The sequence below is a fragment of the Aureimonas frigidaquae genome (genome assembly GCF_001463905.1).
Classification (GTDB): domain Bacteria; phylum Pseudomonadota; class Alphaproteobacteria; order Rhizobiales; family Rhizobiaceae; genus Aureimonas; species Aureimonas frigidaquae.
Window position 1 is genome coordinate 123,574 of record NZ_BBWR01000008.1, and the last position, 15,544, is coordinate 139,117.

A 15,544-nucleotide genomic window follows, 5' to 3' on the forward strand; every position below is an offset into this window, starting at 1 on the left:
CTTTCAGCGTGACGACGCCAGGCGTCCGCCGGCCGGGGCATCGCCCCGCAGGCGGTCCGTCAATGCATCGATGGTCGGCAGGCGCCCGACCGGGCCGATGGCGGCCAGCGTCGGGCGGGAGCCGAGGAAGGTCCGGCCGGCAAGATCGGCCAGCCGGTCGGCCGAAATGGCGGCCAGGCGATCCAGGAGTTCGCCGTTTTCGATGGGCGCACCGTTGAACATGAGCTGCCGCGCCACCTGCGCCGCGCGCGATGCCGGGCTTTCCTGGCTCATCAGAAGGCTGGAGCGCATCTGTGCCCGGGCGCGGTTCACCTCCTTCTCGGTGATCCCCTCGGCCGCGCGCATCAATTCGTCCACGATAACGGGAGCAAGCTCGGCGAGCTCTTCCTCGCCCGTGGCGGCATGGATGCCGAAGATCCCGCTATCGGCAAAGCTCCAGTGGAAGGCCGAGACGGCATAGCAAAGGCCCCGGCTTTCCCGGATTTCCTGGAAAAGGCGCGAGGACATGCCGCCGCCCAGGATGATGGACAGAACCTGCGATGCGTAGAAGTCCCGCGCATAATAGGGCCGGCCTTCGAAGCCGAGCACGATCTGCGCATCGGCCAGGTCGCGCTCCTCGCGGAAGTCACCGCCCGTATAGGAGGCCAGATCGCCGGTGGTTGCCGCCGCCGCGACCTGCGCGGCGGGAAGGCTGCCGAAGGCGGCCTCGATCCGCGCCACGACCTCCGCATGCGACACGGCCCCGGCCGCCGACACCACGATGCGGTCCGGCGTGTAGTTGCGGTTCAGATAGCCGCGAATATCCTCTCGCGAGAAGGAGGCAATGCTCTGGCGCGTGCCGAGGATCGGCCGGCCGATGATCTGGCCCGTGTAAGCGGCCGCCTGGAAGTGATCGAAGACGATGTCGTCCGGCGTATCTTCCGCGGCGCCCAGTTCCTGCAGGATGACGTGCTTTTCGCGCTCGAGCTCGCCCTCGTCATACTGGGAATCCAGGATGATGTCGCTCAATATGTCCAGCGCCAGGGGAACGTCGTCCCGCATGACGCGGGCGTAATAGGCGGTGGTCTCCACGCTGGTCGAGGCGTTCAGCTCCCCGCCCACATCCTCGATCTCCTCGGCGATGCGGCGTGCGCTGCGCTGCGCCGTACCCTTGAAGGCCATGTGCTCCAGAAGGTGGGCGATCCCGTGTTCGCCACCCGTCTCGTCGCGCGCGCCGGTCTTGACCCAGATGCCCAGGGCCGCGCTCTCCAGCTTGGGCATGTGCTCGGTGGCGATGGTCAGTCCGTTGGACAGCCGCGTGATCTCGACATTCATGCGGCGGCCCCCAGGGCCGCACGGCTGTGCCGGGCGATATACGCCTTCACCGCCTCGGCATCGTTCGGCAGGACGGTGAAGCGCTCGTCACGCTCCATCAGGTCCGCATGGGTTGGCGGAAGGGCAGGGCGGATGCCGCAGGCCGCTTCCACCGCATCGGGGAACTTGGCCGGATGCGCGGTGCCGAGCACGATCATCGCCTCCTGGCCCGCATGCTCCGCGGCAACGCCCATGCCGACGGCCGTGTGCGGATCCAGAAGGTAGGCCCGCGTGTCGTTGACGCTGCGGATGGTCTGCGCCGTCTCTGCCTCGCCGGAGCGGCCGGCCTTGAACTCGGCCGCGATGGCGGCGGCCACCTGCGGCGGAAGCGTGAAGCGGCCCGACTGGGCCAGGCTCTGCATCAGCCGCGTGACGAGGCTGGCGTCCCGGCCGCTCGCCTCGAACAGCAGGCGCTCGAAGTTGGACGACACCTGGATGTCCATGGACGGGGACGAGGTCGGCGCCACGCCGAGCGTCTCGTAGACGCCCGTTTCGAGTGTGCGGACCAGGATGTCGTTGGCGTTGGTCGCGATGACGAGCTGCTCGATCGGCAGGCCCATCCGCTTGGCGCCGTAGCCGGCGAAGATATCGCCGAAATTGCCGGTCGGCACCGTGAAGGACACGCGGCGCGCCGGCGCGCCGAGGCTGGCGGCGGCAGTGAAGTAATAGACGATCTGGGCCATGATCCGGGCCCAGTTGATGGAGTTGACGCCCGACAGGGCCATGTCGCTGCGGAAGGTCGCATCGTTGAACATGGCCTTCACGATGGACTGGCAATCGTCGAACGTGCCTTCCAGCGCCAGGGCATGGACGTTCTGCGCGCCGTGACCCGTCATCTGCCGCTGCTGGACGGGAGAGACCCGACCCTTGGGGAAGAGGATGAACATGTCCGTGCGGGTGGACTGCGCAAAGGCCGCGATGGCCGCGCCGCCCGTATCGCCCGAGGTTGCGCCCACGATGGTGGCGCGCTGGCCGCGCTCGGCCAGGACATGGTCCATCAGCCGCGCCAGGAGCTGCATGGCAACGTCCTTGAAGGCGAGCGTCGGCCCGTGGAAAAGCTCCAGGACGAATGTGTTGCCGTCCGTCTGGACGAGCGGCGCCACGGCCGGATGGCGGAACGTGGCATAGGCTTCGTCCACCATGCGGCGCAGGTCGGCATCGGCGATCTCGCCGCCGACGAAGGGCCGCAGCAGCGTATAGGCGACATCCGCATAGGACCGCCCGGCAAAGGACGCGATGGTGGCCGCGTCGATCACGGGCCATTCTTCCGGAACATAGAGGCCGCCGTCGCTGGCGAGACCGGCCAGAAGCACATCGGCGAAACCGAGGCGGGGCGCCTGCCCCCGCGAACTGATGTATCTCACTTTGTCTCCCATGCTGCATACAGAAGCGTCAAACGCCCCGCCCGCACATCTTGCTGCATCCTCTAACACGAATGCTTGGCGCTGTTCCAACAGGGAATGCCGGCCCATGCCTCCGATCGGGGTTGAACAGTGTGGCTGGGGCGTGGAATCGATGCTTGCCTGAAGGCGGGGCGAATCGCAGCATGCGCGGCCCGGCAGACCTGGAGGATTGGCATGTCGACCGCCCACCCGCTTCGTTTCATCGCCCTGGCGGGCACGCTCGCCATTCTGTCCGCCTGCTCGTCGACCGGATCGGGTGGCAGCGGCCCGGGCGCGGTCGCCATGGCGGCCGTGGACCCGCGTGACTGCCCGAGCATCACCTTGCCGGACACGATGGCCGTGCTGCGGCCGGGAAGCGGGCCCGACTACGCCTATATCGCCTCCATCACCGATGTGACGCGCTCCTGCCAGATCGAGAACGGGCAGATCACCATGGATGTCGGCATTGCCGGGCGCGTCGTGCCGGCGGCCACCTCCCGCCCACTGCAGGTGACGCTGCCGCTGCGGGTCAAGGCGACCAATGCCAGCGGGCAGCTCTATTCCCGCGCCGGCAGCGTGAGCGTCGCCATCGCCCCCGGCGGGCCGAGCACCTTCACCTATGTGGATCGTGGCATCACCGTGCCGCAGGCCGGCAAGACAGGCGTCACCGCCGGCTTCGACCAGTAGCGCCGCAACCCGTGGCCACGCCGCTTCGGGCGGGCCACGGGCCGGCGTCGCCGCGCGTCAGACGCGTTCCCAGTCCGAAAAAGCCTCGACCGTCGCGGGGAAATCGGCGAGCCGGCTGATCACCGTCTCCGCCCCGGCCTCGGTCAGCGAATCCGCATGGCCGGTGTGGGTGTGCCGCCCGCCCGTAAAGCCGACGACGCGGCACCCTGCCGCCACTGCCGCCGCGACGCCGTGGACGGAATCCTCCAGCACGATGGCCTCGTGCGGGGGGACCTCGAACTGTGCGCAGGCATGCAGGAAGACGTCCGGCGCCGGCTTGCCCCGCTTGGTCCCGACCTCCCGGGCCGGGTAGACATAGGGGCGGAACCGGTCCCACAGCTTGGCCGGCCGCAGCATGAGTTCCAGGCGGTTGCCCATGGAATTGGAGCAGATGCAGCGCGGCAGGTCGAGGCGGTCAAGCATCTCGTGCACGCCGGGGATGGTCGCCACCTTGGCCAGCCGCCGATCGCTTTCGCGCTCGATCGTATCCACGAAATTGTCCGGGAAGCGGACGCCCGTCTCTTCCGTGAGGATCTCCACGATGCGGGCCAGCGTCAGGCCGGCGAAGCGCTCCGCGATCTCGCCCGGGCTCAGCTCCAGGCCGAGCTCGGCGAACTTCTCGGCCTCGATCTCGGCCGCGACGATCTCGGAATCGACGAGCACGCCGTCGCAATCGAAAATGATGAGAGAAAGGGCCATGCCGCTCGTGGAACTCCTTGCGCGTCAGCCGAGCCGAACGACCAGCCCGGCAATTTTCGGGTGGCGCTTCATGGATTGTTTACCCCGTTCGATAACCATGACGTCGGTTCAGTTTTGCGTTTCAACCGTGGTGATCCGATGTCGAATGCGCGTCTTGCATCCAAAGTGCAACCCCAACGCGGAAATCAGGAATGGCTAGACCGGATCATCAAGGGGGACTGCATCTCACGCATGGAGATGCTGCCCGAGAAATCCGTCGACGCCATCTTCGCCGACCCGCCCTACAATCTGCAGCTTTCCGGTGCGCTGACGCGGCCCGACCAGTCCCGCGTGGATGCCGTCGACGACGCCTGGGACCAGTTCGAGAGCTTCGCCGCCTATGACAGCTTCACTCGGGCCTGGCTCCTGGCCGCCCGCCGGGTCCTGAAGCCGAACGGCACGATCTGGGTGATCGGCTCGTATCACAACATCTTCCGCGTCGGCGCGATCATGCAGGATCTCGGCTTCTGGCTCCTGAACGACATCGTCTGGCGCAAGGCCAATCCGATGCCCAATTTCCGCGGCCGGCGGTTCCAGAACGCCCACGAAACCATGATCTGGGCCTCACGCGATAAGGACGGCAAGTCCTACACCTTCAACTACGAAGCGATGAAGGCGGCCAACGACGATCTGCAGATGCGCTCGGATTGGCATTTCCCCATCTGTTCGGGGGGCGAGCGGCTGAAGGACGAGGAGGGTCGCAAGGTCCATCCGACCCAGAAGCCGGAGCAGCTCCTGGCGCGGGTGATCCTGTCGTCGACCAAGCCGGGGGATACGATCCTCGATCCCTTCTTCGGCACGGGCACCACGGGTGCGGTCGCCAAGCGGCTCGGGCGGCACTTCGTCGGCATCGAGCGCGAGGAAAGCTACATCGAGGCGGCCACCGCCCGCATAGATGCCGTGGAGCCGCTGGACAGCCTGTCCATCCGCATCTCCGCCGGCAAGCGGGCCGAGCCGCGCATACCCTTCACGGCCCTGATCGAGGCGGGCCTTCTGACCCCGGGCACGGAACTGACCGACGCCAAGGGCCGGTACAGCGCCCTGGTGCGCGCCGACGGAACCGTGGCGGTGGGTGAGGAGGCGGCATCCATCCACCGCATCGGCGCCCGCGTCCAGGGGGCGGAGGCCTGCAATGGCTGGACGTTCTGGCATGTCCGGGAAAGCGGCCGCCTGCGGGTGATCGACGAGCTGCGGCAGGAGGTTCGCGCCCGCATGGCGGGCTTCTAACACCGGTCGGCCGCGCGCCTCAGGCGAGGGCGCGCGCGAGGCACTTGCGCATGAGCGTGGGCAGCGCTGCCCCCTCGATGGTTTCGACCGGCTCCCACCATCCCTCGCCGGCGGGCGCGTCGCCCACTTCGGCATGCCAGACGGTGAGCGTCAGGTGGAAATGGGTGAAGCTGTGCTCCACCGCGCCCGCTATGCGCCATGGCGCGGGGAAGGGCGCCTGCGACAGATCGGTTGCGCCGTCCTGGCGCGCCGTCCAGCCCGTCATGGGCGGCTCGGCCATGCCGCCGAGAAGCCCCTTGCCAGGCCGCTGGCGCAGAAGGATGGCCCCGTCGCGGACACGTTCGGCCACATAGGCGGCGCCGACACGGTGCGGCTTGGCCGCCTTCGGCGCCTTGATGGGGAAGCGCTCCGGATCGCCGCCGTCACGCGCGGCACAACCCTCCATGACCGGGCAGATGCCGCAGGCCGGGCGGCGCGGCGTGCAGATGGTGGCGCCCAGATCCATCATGGCCTGGGCGAAGTCGCCCGGGCGGTGCGCGGGCGTCAGGTCCGCCATCCTGTGCCGGATGGCCGGGCGGGCCGCCGGCAGCGGGGTCTCCAACGCCGCAAGGCGGCTGACCACACGCTCGACATTTCCATCGACCACGGCGACGGGCTCGTCATAGGCGATGGCGGCGATGGCCGCGCTCGTATAATCGCCGATGCCGGGCAGGTCCCGCAGCCCCGCCGCGTTGCCGGGAAAGACCCCGCCCCGTGCGGTGACGGCCCGGGCACAGGCCACGAGGTTGCGGGCGCGGGCATAGTAGCCAAGGCCGGCCCAGGCGGCCATGACGTCGGCCTCCGGCGCGGCGGCCAGCGCCTCGACGCTCGGCCAGCGACGGGTGAAGGTTTCGAAATAGGACTTCACCGCCGCGACGGTGGTCTGCTGCAGCATGACCTCCGACAGCCAGACCCGGTACGGGTCCGGCATCACGCCCGCGGCCCGCTCCGCAGGGCCGACGCGCCAGGGCAGGCGCCGCGCATGGCGGTCGTACCAGGCAAGGAGTTGGGCGGCTTCTGGCGGGGTCTGTCGCATCGCGCTTTGTTGACGTGTAAACCCATGCGATCGCCGCATCGGTGGTGGGGGCAGGGTTAGCCCAGTTTGCCGCCCGGCCGCAACGCTTCGGGCCCGGCGCTGCGGCAGCCTGCCGCCCCTTGACTCGCGCCGGTACAGGGTTCATCGGACCGCAGACTGTCTGAGCCAGAAAAGTGCCGGTGCGTGCGGATCCATCACTATGTCATCAATCTCGACCGGTCCGGCGATCGGCTCGCAGCCATCCGCGCGGATGCCGAGCGCGCCGGGATTGACCTGATCCGCGTTCCCGCGGTCGATGGGCGCGCGGCGGGCGAGGCCGAACGGGCCGCACTCCTGGACGAGGCCGGCTTCCGGCGCGATCATGGCAAGCGCCCGCAGCCGGGTGAGTATGGCTGCTATGCCAGCCATCTGCGCGTGTTCGAAACCTTCCTGGCGAGCGATGCCGACATTGCCGTCATCTTCGAGGACGACGCCGCCCCGACGCCCGATTTTGCAAGCTTGCGGGACGCGATCCTGTCGGTGGACGACTGGGATCTCGTCAAGCTCGTCAATTACCGCATGCCACGCCTGGTGCCGCAGCGCAGCCTGCCCGGCGGGCTGAAGCTCGGCCGGGCCGCCTTCGGCCCGACGGGCGGCTCTGCCGCCTATATGGTGAACCGGACGGCGGCCGAGCGGCTGCTGCGATCCCTGCGGCCCATGACCCTGCCTTACGATGTCGCGCTGGAGCGCGGCTGGGCGCACGGGATCCGGGTGCGGCATGTGGAGCCGGACGGCGTCGGCCTGAACCCCTTGACCAATGGCAGCCTGACGATGGAGGGGCGCAGCTACGGTGCGTTCCGCCTGAAGCCATGGCAGCGCCTGCCCACATTGCGGTTCCGCGCAAAGGATTTCGTGTCCCGTCTGGCGACGGCCGTCCGGGGGCGCCCATGAGCTTCAAGCGCTTCATGCTCCTGCGCCGGCGGGTCGATCCTATCATTCTGGCGCTCGCCATGGCGCTGATCGGCATTTTGATTTCTCTCGGCAAGGCGCTGTTCGGGCTTCTGGCGGTGAGCGGCGTGGTGCTGGCGGTCCTTCGGCCGCGGAGCTGGCGCATGGCGCCGCCGGTCTTCACGGGCCTCCTCGCCGCCTATTGCCTCTGGTCCATCGGGCTCACGCTCCTGCGCGGCCACGGCGTGGAAAGCAACCGCATCCTGTCCTATGCCTCGATCGAACTGGCCTGCGTGTTCCTGCCGCTCGGCCTGTTCCTGATCCGCCGGCCGCTGGATGCGCTGATCCTGGGCGCGCGGCTCGGCGTCATCGCGCTCATGGTCGCGACGCCGGTGGAGTTCTGGCTGACGGGCATGCGCGTCGGCCTCGGCCGGAACGAAGCGATCCTCGGCTTCGTGGCCGGGGCGGTCGGCCTCATTGCGCGGCTGCCCATGGAGCGCGCGCCACGCATCCTGCCCAATGGCCGCTGGTGGCTGTATCTTTCGCTGGTGCCGGCGCTCCTGTCGCAGACGCGCGCCGTCTGGGGCATCTATCCGCTGATGGGCCTCTTCGACCTGTACCACATGTGGCGCAACTCCTTTAACTTCCGGGACCGTCGCTCCATGGCAGCGCTGGCCCTCGGCGTCTGCGTGGCAGGGGCGGCCCTGGTGCCGGTGGCCGGCATCGTCTCGCAGCGCGCGCAGGACGGTATCGTGGAGGTGGAGCGCTACGAGACGACGGGCGTCGCCTCCGGCTCGGTGGACGTGCGCCTGGCCATGTGGAGCGCGGCCTGGGACGTCTGGACCGAGCATCCGCTGATCGGCATCGGCCATGTCGGCAAGATGGAGACGGTCGCCGCGCGGGCCGGCGCCAATGCGCAGGCCGTCGGGCAGTATACCCACCTGCACAATCTGGTGGTGGACGAAGCGCTGAACAGCGGCCTTGTCGGGCTTGTCCTTTTGCTCGGAACGTTCCTGGCGTTTCTGTATGCGACGGTCATCCGCTCGGGCGATGTCCTCCTGCGTGAAACATCGCTCGTTTTCGTCTTCCTCGTCTTCAGCTATGGTTCCTTCCACGGCGTTCTTCTGAACGAATGGATGGTGATCGTGATCTTCGGCTTCATGAGCATCGTTTTGACGACACTGCACCGGCGGGACCGTCGGCAGGCGCGGCAGCTCGCCATCGGGCGGGGCTGATGGCCCGGCCGCCGCGCCGCCCGCCGACACGGCAGGTCGGCGAACTGATGGCCGAGCTCATCGAACCGGTGCTCGCCCGCAAGGCGGGCATGACGCTCGGCCTTCTGTCGGCCTGGCCCGAGATCGTCGGTCCGCGCCTTGCGGACGCCACCCGGCCCGAACGCCTGGCCTGGCCCTCGCGCCCCTATGACGATGCGCCCTTCCAGCCCGCCCAGCTCGTCATCGCCTGCGAGGGCGCCTTCGTGCTGCGCCTGCAGCATGAGGCGGGGGAGATCGTCCAGCGGGTGAACGGCTTCTTCGGCTACCATGCCGTGGATCGGATCCGCATCGTGCAGCGGCCTGTCGCCCGCGTGCAGGAAAGCCGCAAGCCCAAATGGCAGCCACCGGATGCACAGGCGACCCGTGCCATCGCAAGGTCGGTCGAGAATATCGAGAATCCGCGCCTGCGCCGGGCGCTGGAGCGTTACGGTGCCTGCGTTCTGGGGCGCAATCGCGCCAACGACGTTTGATTTGTCGGTGATTTGTCCTTACGCATCCTCAGAGTGCCCTAACAACGGCGCAGTTTGTCGCCTAGCTGCAGGGCGACAGGGAACCGACGTCAAAGGAAAGACGAGCATGCCGATTTCGCGTAAGACCGTTCAGGGCCGGCTGGCCGCCGTCATGCTGGCCGGCGCTGCCATCCTTGCCGCTGCCCCGGCCTTCACCGGCGTTGCCCTTGCCCAGGAAGCGCCGGCGGCCACGCGCCAGACGGATGCATCGGCGGCGACAGCGCCCCAATCGCAGGGCAGCGTCGACACCGCCGCGCTCATGGCGCCCGGCGCCCTGCCGGACATCGTCATCGGCAATCCGGATGCGCCGGTCACCATTGTCGAATATGCTTCGCTCACCTGCAGCCATTGCGCCGATTTCCACGCCAACGCCTATCCCGCCATCAAGGCCGACTATCTGGACACCGGCGTCGCCAAGCTGGTCCTGCGCGAGTTCCCCTTCGATCCGCGCGCGCTTGCCGGCTTCATGCTGGCGCGCTGCGTGCCGGAGGATCGCCGCACAGCCATGGTCGACGTGCTCTTCGATCAGCAGCGCCAGTGGGCCATGGCGGAGAACGCGTCGGTCGAGCTTCTGGCCATTGCCCGCCAGGCCGGCATGTCGCAGGAACAGTTCACCGCTTGCCTCCAGAATGCCGAGCTCCAGGGCAAGGTGATGGAGGTGCAGAAGCGCGGCCAGGACGAGTTTGGCGTGGCCGCAACGCCGACCTTCTTCATCAATGGCGACCGCTATGCCGGTGCCATGACGGCCAACGAAATGGCCGCGGTGATCGAGGCGCATCGCTGACCGGACATACGCCGACCGGAGTTGAGCCGGCAGGGCAGGGCAATGGCGACGAGGAAGTGCTTCACATTCCACAGGGGCGCGGCCGACCGGACGGCGGATCCGTCCGAGTCACTCGGCTTCAAGGGGGCCAACCTCGCGCTGCTGGCGGGGCTGGACCTGCCTGTGCCGCCCGGCTTCACCATATCGACGGTGGCCTGGCGCGAAAGCGCCCCTGCGCATGGGGAACTGCCCCAGGCGCTGCGGGCGGAGATCCTCGCCATGGTCGAATGGCTGGAAGGCGTGACCGGCCGCATCTTCGACGGAGAGGCGCAGCCGCTGCTCCTTGCGGTGCGGCCCAGCGCCCGCGCGCCCATGCCGGGGCTTGCCGATACGCTGCTCGATATCGGGCTGAACGACCGGACCGTCGAGACGCTTGCGCGTGAGCTCGGCGATCTCGATTTCGCCTTTCGCGCCTATCGCCGCTTCATCGAAGGGTTTGCGAGCCTCGTCTTCTCCGCCGACCCGGCGGAGTTCGAGGAGATCGCCGATGCCGAGCGCAGCCGCCTCGGCTGGGGCGGGGCGCACGAGCCCGCCACGCCCGACGAGTGGCGCGCGCTGATCGCGCGCTACCATGCCTTCATCGAGGAAGAGCTGGGCGAAGCCCTGCCGCAGACGCCCTTCGAGCAATTGCTGAAAGTGGTGGAGGGCTGTTTCGCAAGCTGGCGCAGCCCCGTGGCGCGCGCCTTCCGGGCAGCCCACGCCATCTCGGAGAATTCCGGCCTGGCGGTGACGGTCCACGCCATGATCTTCAACGAACGGGGCGAAAAGTCCGGTACCGGCCACGCCCTCTCGCGCGACCTGTCGACCGGCAAGGCCCGGCTGACCGGGAGCTTCCGGGTGGGCGGGCGCGAATATGCCAGCCTGATCCGGCACGAGGAACAGGTGCTGGACCTGGCGCAGGCGCAGGACGATGATTCCTTCCCGGCCGATCTGCCCGCCCTTGCCGACTATGTCGCCCGGATCGAGACGCATATCGCCGATGCCTGCGAGGTCGATTTCATGGTCGGCGACGGGGAGTTGTTCCTTCTCCAGTCGCGGCCGGCGCGCCGGAGCGTCGCCGAAGGGGTCAGGGTGGCCGTCGAGATGGTCCGGGACGGGCTGATCGGCGAAGAGGACGCCCTTCTGCGGGTCGATCCCATGTCGCTCGACGAATTGCTGCACCCGACCATCGAGCGGGGCGAGGCGGCCGATGTGATCGGGCGCGGCCTGCCGGCCTCTCCCGGGGCGGCCACGGGGCTCGTCGCCTTTACGGGCGATGACGCGATTCGGCTGGTCGGCGAAGGGCGGCCGGTCATCCTGGTGCGCAACGAGACGCTGCCGGAGGACGTCCATGGCATGCATGTGGCCGAAGGTGTCCTGACCATCCGGGGCGGCACGACGAGCCACGCGGCCGTCGTGGCGCGCGGCATCGGCAAGCCATGCGTGACGGGCGCCGGCGCGCTGCGGATCGACATGGCGGCCCGGACGCTGACGGCCGGCGGCATCACCGTGCACGAGGGCGAGGCCATCACCATCGATGGTGCTTCGGGCGAGGTGATCCTGGGCGCGGCGCGGCTGCGCCGGCCCATGCTGACGGGCGATTTCGCGACGCTGATGGAATTTGCGGACCGGGCCCGCCGGCTGGGCGTGCGCACCAATGCCGAAACCCCCATCGAAGCGCGCGCCGCGCGCGCCTTCGGCGCCGAGGGCATCGGCCTGTGCCGCACGGAGCACATGTTCTTCGAAGGCGGGCGCGTCGGCGTCATGCGCGATATGATCCTGGCGGGCGATGCGGCCGGCCGGCGGCAGGCGCTGGACAGGCTGCTTCCCATGCAGCGCTCTGACTTCGTCGAGCTGTTCGAGATCATGGCCGGACTGCCGGTGACGATCCGACTGCTCGATCCGCCGCTGCACGAGTTCCTGCCCAAGGGCGACGCCGAAATCGCCGAAACCGCCGCCGGGCTCGGCATTGCGGAGGCGAGCCTGCGGGCGCGCATCGAGAAGCTCGAAGAGTTCAACCCCATGCTCGGCCATCGTGGCTGCCGGCTCGCCATTTCCTACCCGGAGATCGTCGAGATGCAGACCCGCGCCATCCTGGAGGCGGCGATCGAAGCCGGCGGGCGCAAGGGCAAGGATGTCGTGCCGGAGATCATGGTGCCGCTGGTCGGGCTGCGCCGCGAGTTCGATTTCGTCAAGCAGCGGATCGACGAAATCGCCACCGCCGTCGCGCAGGAGAAGGGCCGCAGCGTCTCCTACCATGTCGGGGCCATGATCGAGCTTCCCCGGGCCATCATGCGGGCGGACACGATCGCCGAGGTCTCGGACTTCTTTTCCTTCGGAACCAACGATCTGACCCAGACGGTCTACGGCATTTCGCGCGACGATGCGGCCAACTTCCTGTCGACCTACCAGCGGGAGGGGATCATCGAGCGCGATCCCTTCCAGACGCTGGATGTGGAGGGCGTGGGCGAATTCATCGTGCTGGGCGTGGACAAGGCGCGTCGGACCCGGCCCGACATCACGCTTGGCGTCTGCGGCGAACAGGGCGGCGATCCCGCCTCGATCACCTTCTTCGAACAGGCGGGCCTCGACTACGTGTCCTGCTCGCCCTTCCGGGTGCCGATCGCCAGGCTGGCAGCCGCGCAGGCGGCGATCCGGCTGGAGCGGGCCGTGCGAGCGGCCGCTCCGTCCAAGACCCGGGGCCGTGGGCCTATATCCACGGGTGGATAAATCTTAAATCAGCGCGCGCTAGTTTCAGGCCGTCGGCGCGGCCGGCATCGAGGCATTGTACAGGCGGAGCGGACGATTGGGCGGGCATTATCTCCGCAGGCGGGTCAAGGCCGCCGACTGGGCCTTCCGGCTGGCGGCCTTTGCGGGCGCGCTGCTCGTGACGGGCTTTTTCTTCTTCCGGATGGACCTGTCCTCTCGCGGGGATTTCGCCACGGTCATCGCCCTGTCGGGCGGGCTTCTCGGCCTCGGCCTGATCCTGTCGCTCTATGCCCTGCTGCGCGTCTGGTCCCGCGGCAGCTACGGCGGCGGGAGGGCCTTGGCGGCCCTGTTCCTGGGGCTCGTCGTGGCGGTTCCCTTCGTCATCGGCGCCTTCATGGCCATGGCCTATCCGAGCGGCAACTCCGCCCGCACGGCCAATATGGTCGCCTTCGATACCGCGGATACACAGATTGGCGGTTCGGTCCTGCTCGGTCGCGAATTTCCCGCCACCGCGCGCGATGTCTATGGCGCCAGCCGGCAGGTGGCCGACGATCTTGGCTGGGAGGTGGAGATCGTCCAGTCCACGGCCCTGCCGCTGCCCGCCGAAGGCGACCTCGGCGTCGAGGGAACGGTCGCGGTGCCGCGGCCGACATTGCGCTCGAGCTTCGATGTGAACGATGCCTATGACCGCTTCGCGGTCACCGATGCCGGCGACTACACGCTGACCGCCGTTGCCAGGGCGCCGCTCTTCGGCTTTCCGAGCGATGTGGAAATCCGCATCCAGGAGGACGAAGGCTCCACCTTCGTCGATCTGCGCTCCCACTCGCGCGATCTGCCGCGCGATCTCGGCCAGAACAGGCGTTTCGTGGAAAGCTTCCTGACGCGGCTCGACGCCGCCATGGAGCAGGCCCAGAGCGGCACCGTGGACGAGTGATCAGGGCTCGCGCGGCGTCAACTGCCAGCGCGCATCCAGCCCCGCTGCGCCATGCGGTGCGGCAAGGCCACGCTCGGCCAGGAACTCCAGATGCGCCAGGACATTCAGCGCCGCGGCGCCGAGCAGGCGCGGATCCGTTTGCCGGTAGATCGCCGCCACGATGGCGGGGATCGTCTCGTCGCCCTGTGCCAGGCGCTCGATGATGGCGCGCTCGCGCATGCGACGGTGGGCGCGCAGCCCGCGCATGAGCGGGTGTGGCTGCGAGACGGGCCCGCCATGCCCTGGCAGATACAGGGTTTCGGCGCGGCCCAGAAGCTTGTCGAGGGAAGCCATGTAATCGGCCATCGATCCGTCCGGCGGCGCGACGAGCGTCGTCGCCCAGCCCATGACATGATCGCCGGACAGGAGGATGCCCCGGTCGGGTAAGGCGAAGCCCATATGGTTCGCGACATGGCCCGGTGTCGCCACCGCCTCGAACCGCTCGCCGCCGAGGTGGAACACTTCCCCATCCGCCAGCCGGCGGGCAATGGGCAGGGACCGGTCCGCCGCCGCATCGAGCGCGTTGGCTTCGCCTTCCTCCAGGCTGCGGGCGGAGCGGTGCGGCCCTTCGGCCCAGATGGGGGCGCCCGTCAGCGCGGCGAGCCGGGGCGCCAGGCCCGTATGGTCCAGATGGCAGTGGGTCACGAGGATCGCGCCGAGGGGCCGCCCATCGATGGCGTCGAGGAGCGCGGCGAGATGATCAGCATTGTCCGGCCCGGGATCGACCACGGCGACGCTGTCCTGACCGATCACGTAGCTGTTGGTGCCGCGGAAGGTCATGGGGCCAGGATTGGGCGCCACGATTCGCAGGATGCCGGGGGCGAGCGCCTGTGCGGCGCCGATCCGCGGATCGAATTCCATGTCGAGTTCAAGCTCATCTGCCATGGGTGAGGGGTCGGCTGCACAGGCGGACATGTCAAGCGCCCGGACGAAAGGTGCTTGTCAATCCGTCGGGTTTTTGCCAACTCCCGGCCATGGAGTACAAGATCGCCGCCCTCTACCGCTTCGTGTCCATCGACGACCTTCCGGGTCTGCGCGGGTCCCTCCTGGATCTGTGCCGCGCGCATGGCCTGTGCGGAACGCTGCTGATCGCGGGGGAGGGCATCAACGGGACGATCGCCGGGAGCGCTGACGCGCTCGACCGGGTGGTCGACGCGCTGGACGACCTTTTGCAGATCCGCCGGGGCGAGGTAAAATTCTCCTATGCGGATGCCCAGCCCTTCCGCCGCATGAAAGTGCGCATCCGGCCCGAAATCATCACGCTGCGCGCGCCTGAGGCCGATCCCTCCCGCCGGGTCGGAACCTATGTGGCGCCGGCGGACTGGAACGGCCTCATCGCCGATCCCGAGGTTCTCGTGATCGATACGCGCAACCGTTACGAGACGCGGATCGGCACCTTCCGCAACGCGGTAGACCCTGGCATCGACAGCTTCACCGAGTTCAAGGAGTTCGTCGCGCAGGCGCTCGACCCGCAGCGCCACCGCAAGGTGGCGATGTTCTGCACGGGGGGCATACGCTGCGAGAAGGCATCCGCCTACATGCTGGAAAGCGGCTTTGAATCGGTCTTCCACCTGAAGGGCGGCATCCTCCAATATCTTGAGGATGTCGCGCCGCAGGACAGTCTGTGGGACGGGGACTGCTATGTCTTCGACAACCGCGTCGCGGTGGGCCATGGGCTGGTGCCGGCGCCCTATGCGGCGTGCTTCGGTTGCGGCGAGGCCCTGAGCGAGGCAGACCGCCTGTCGCCGCAATACGAGCCCGGCGTCTCCTGCCCGCACTGCCACGGGGCATTGTCGGCCGAGCGCGCGGCGGGCCTGCGGCTGCGCCACAGCGAGCGCACCGGCTGAAG

14 protein-coding genes are annotated in these 15,544 nt (G+C 68.4%); 9 read left to right on the forward strand and 5 right to left on the reverse strand.

Translation table 11 applies throughout. The features are described from left to right. Positions 1–3: 3 nt before the first annotated feature. Together AUL30_RS08805 and thrC are read right to left on the reverse strand one after the other, a co-directional pair. Positions 4–1,314: a M16 family metallopeptidase gene (locus AUL30_RS08805; protein ID WP_062227504.1), complete on the reverse strand. Its 1,311-nt coding sequence runs from the start codon at positions 1,312–1,314 to the stop codon at positions 4–6. Next, positions 1,311–2,717 carry a threonine synthase gene (gene thrC / locus AUL30_RS08810; protein WP_062227505.1) on the reverse strand — a complete coding sequence of 469 codons (1,407 nt, stop codon included), beginning with the start codon at positions 2,715–2,717 and terminating at the stop codon, positions 1,311–1,313. The genes AUL30_RS08805 and thrC overlap by 4 nt, the downstream gene beginning before the upstream one ends. A gap of 213 nt (positions 2,718–2,930) precedes the next feature. Here thrC and AUL30_RS08815 point away from each other — a divergent pair, with 213 nt between their 5' ends. Then, on the forward strand, positions 2,931–3,422 hold the full coding sequence (locus AUL30_RS08815) for a hypothetical protein (protein ID WP_062227506.1): 492 nt from the start codon (positions 2,931–2,933) through the stop codon (positions 3,420–3,422). Positions 3,423–3,479: 57 nt separating this feature from the next. Here AUL30_RS08815 and AUL30_RS08820 read toward each other — a convergent pair whose 3' ends face one another. Further along, complete coding sequence (locus tag AUL30_RS08820) at positions 3,480–4,160, reverse strand: HAD family hydrolase (protein WP_062227507.1); 681 nt, start codon at positions 4,158–4,160, stop codon at positions 3,480–3,482. Between the two features lie 138 nt (positions 4,161–4,298). Between AUL30_RS08820 and AUL30_RS08825 the strand changes: the two genes are divergently transcribed. After that, on the forward strand, positions 4,299–5,426 hold the full coding sequence (locus tag AUL30_RS08825) for a site-specific DNA-methyltransferase (protein ID WP_062227508.1): 1,128 nt from the start codon (positions 4,299–4,301) through the stop codon (positions 5,424–5,426). A 19-nt stretch (positions 5,427–5,445) separates the two neighbouring features. On the opposite strand, the gene AUL30_RS08830 is transcribed toward AUL30_RS08825, so the two are convergent. Further along, positions 5,446–6,501 carry an A/G-specific adenine glycosylase gene (locus AUL30_RS08830; RefSeq protein ID WP_062227509.1) on the reverse strand — a complete coding sequence of 352 codons (1,056 nt, stop codon included), beginning with the start codon at positions 6,499–6,501 and terminating at the stop codon, positions 5,446–5,448. A 183-nt stretch (positions 6,502–6,684) separates the two neighbouring features. Here AUL30_RS08830 and AUL30_RS08835 point away from each other — a divergent pair, with 183 nt between their 5' ends. The 6 genes from AUL30_RS08835 to AUL30_RS08860 all read left to right on the forward strand — a co-directional run bounded on the left by AUL30_RS08835 (position 6,685) and on the right by AUL30_RS08860 (position 13,656). Then, the gene (locus AUL30_RS08835; RefSeq protein WP_062227510.1) at positions 6,685–7,431 is read left to right on the forward strand and encodes a glycosyltransferase family 25 protein; all 747 of its coding nucleotides are present in this window, start codon (positions 6,685–6,687) and stop codon (positions 7,429–7,431) included. Further along, positions 7,428–8,663 carry an O-antigen ligase family protein gene (locus AUL30_RS08840; RefSeq protein WP_062227511.1) on the forward strand — a complete coding sequence of 412 codons (1,236 nt, stop codon included), beginning with the start codon at positions 7,428–7,430 and terminating at the stop codon, positions 8,661–8,663. The genes AUL30_RS08835 and AUL30_RS08840 overlap by 4 nt, the downstream gene beginning before the upstream one ends. Beyond that, a complete protein-coding gene (locus tag AUL30_RS08845; RefSeq protein WP_062227512.1) occupies positions 8,663–9,172 on the forward strand; it encodes a DUF721 domain-containing protein in 510 nt (169 codons plus the stop codon). Before AUL30_RS08840 ends, AUL30_RS08845 begins: the two co-directional genes overlap by 1 nt. A gap of 106 nt (positions 9,173–9,278) precedes the next feature. Next, entirely contained in the window at positions 9,279–9,995 is a 717-nt protein-coding gene (locus AUL30_RS08850) for a DsbA family protein (protein ID WP_192843038.1), read from the forward strand. A gap of 42 nt (positions 9,996–10,037) precedes the next feature. Further along, on the forward strand, positions 10,038–12,743 hold the full coding sequence (gene ppdK, locus AUL30_RS08855) for a pyruvate, phosphate dikinase (RefSeq protein ID WP_062227513.1): 2,706 nt from the start codon (positions 10,038–10,040) through the stop codon (positions 12,741–12,743). Between the two features lie 76 nt (positions 12,744–12,819). Beyond that, positions 12,820–13,656: a DUF1499 domain-containing protein gene (locus AUL30_RS08860; RefSeq protein ID WP_062227514.1), complete on the forward strand. Its 837-nt coding sequence runs from the start codon at positions 12,820–12,822 to the stop codon at positions 13,654–13,656. Here the strand turns inward: AUL30_RS08860 and AUL30_RS08865 are convergent, their stop codons facing one another. Further along, positions 13,657–14,580, reverse strand: coding sequence for an MBL fold metallo-hydrolase (locus AUL30_RS08865; RefSeq protein WP_062227515.1), 924 nt, complete (start codon positions 14,578–14,580; stop codon positions 13,657–13,659). Between the two features lie 89 nt (positions 14,581–14,669). Here AUL30_RS08865 and trhO point away from each other — a divergent pair, with 89 nt between their 5' ends. Further along, positions 14,670–15,542: an oxygen-dependent tRNA uridine(34) hydroxylase TrhO gene (trhO, locus tag AUL30_RS08870; protein ID WP_062227516.1), complete on the forward strand. Its 873-nt coding sequence runs from the start codon at positions 14,670–14,672 to the stop codon at positions 15,540–15,542. The last annotated feature ends 2 nt before the right edge of the window (positions 15,543–15,544 follow it).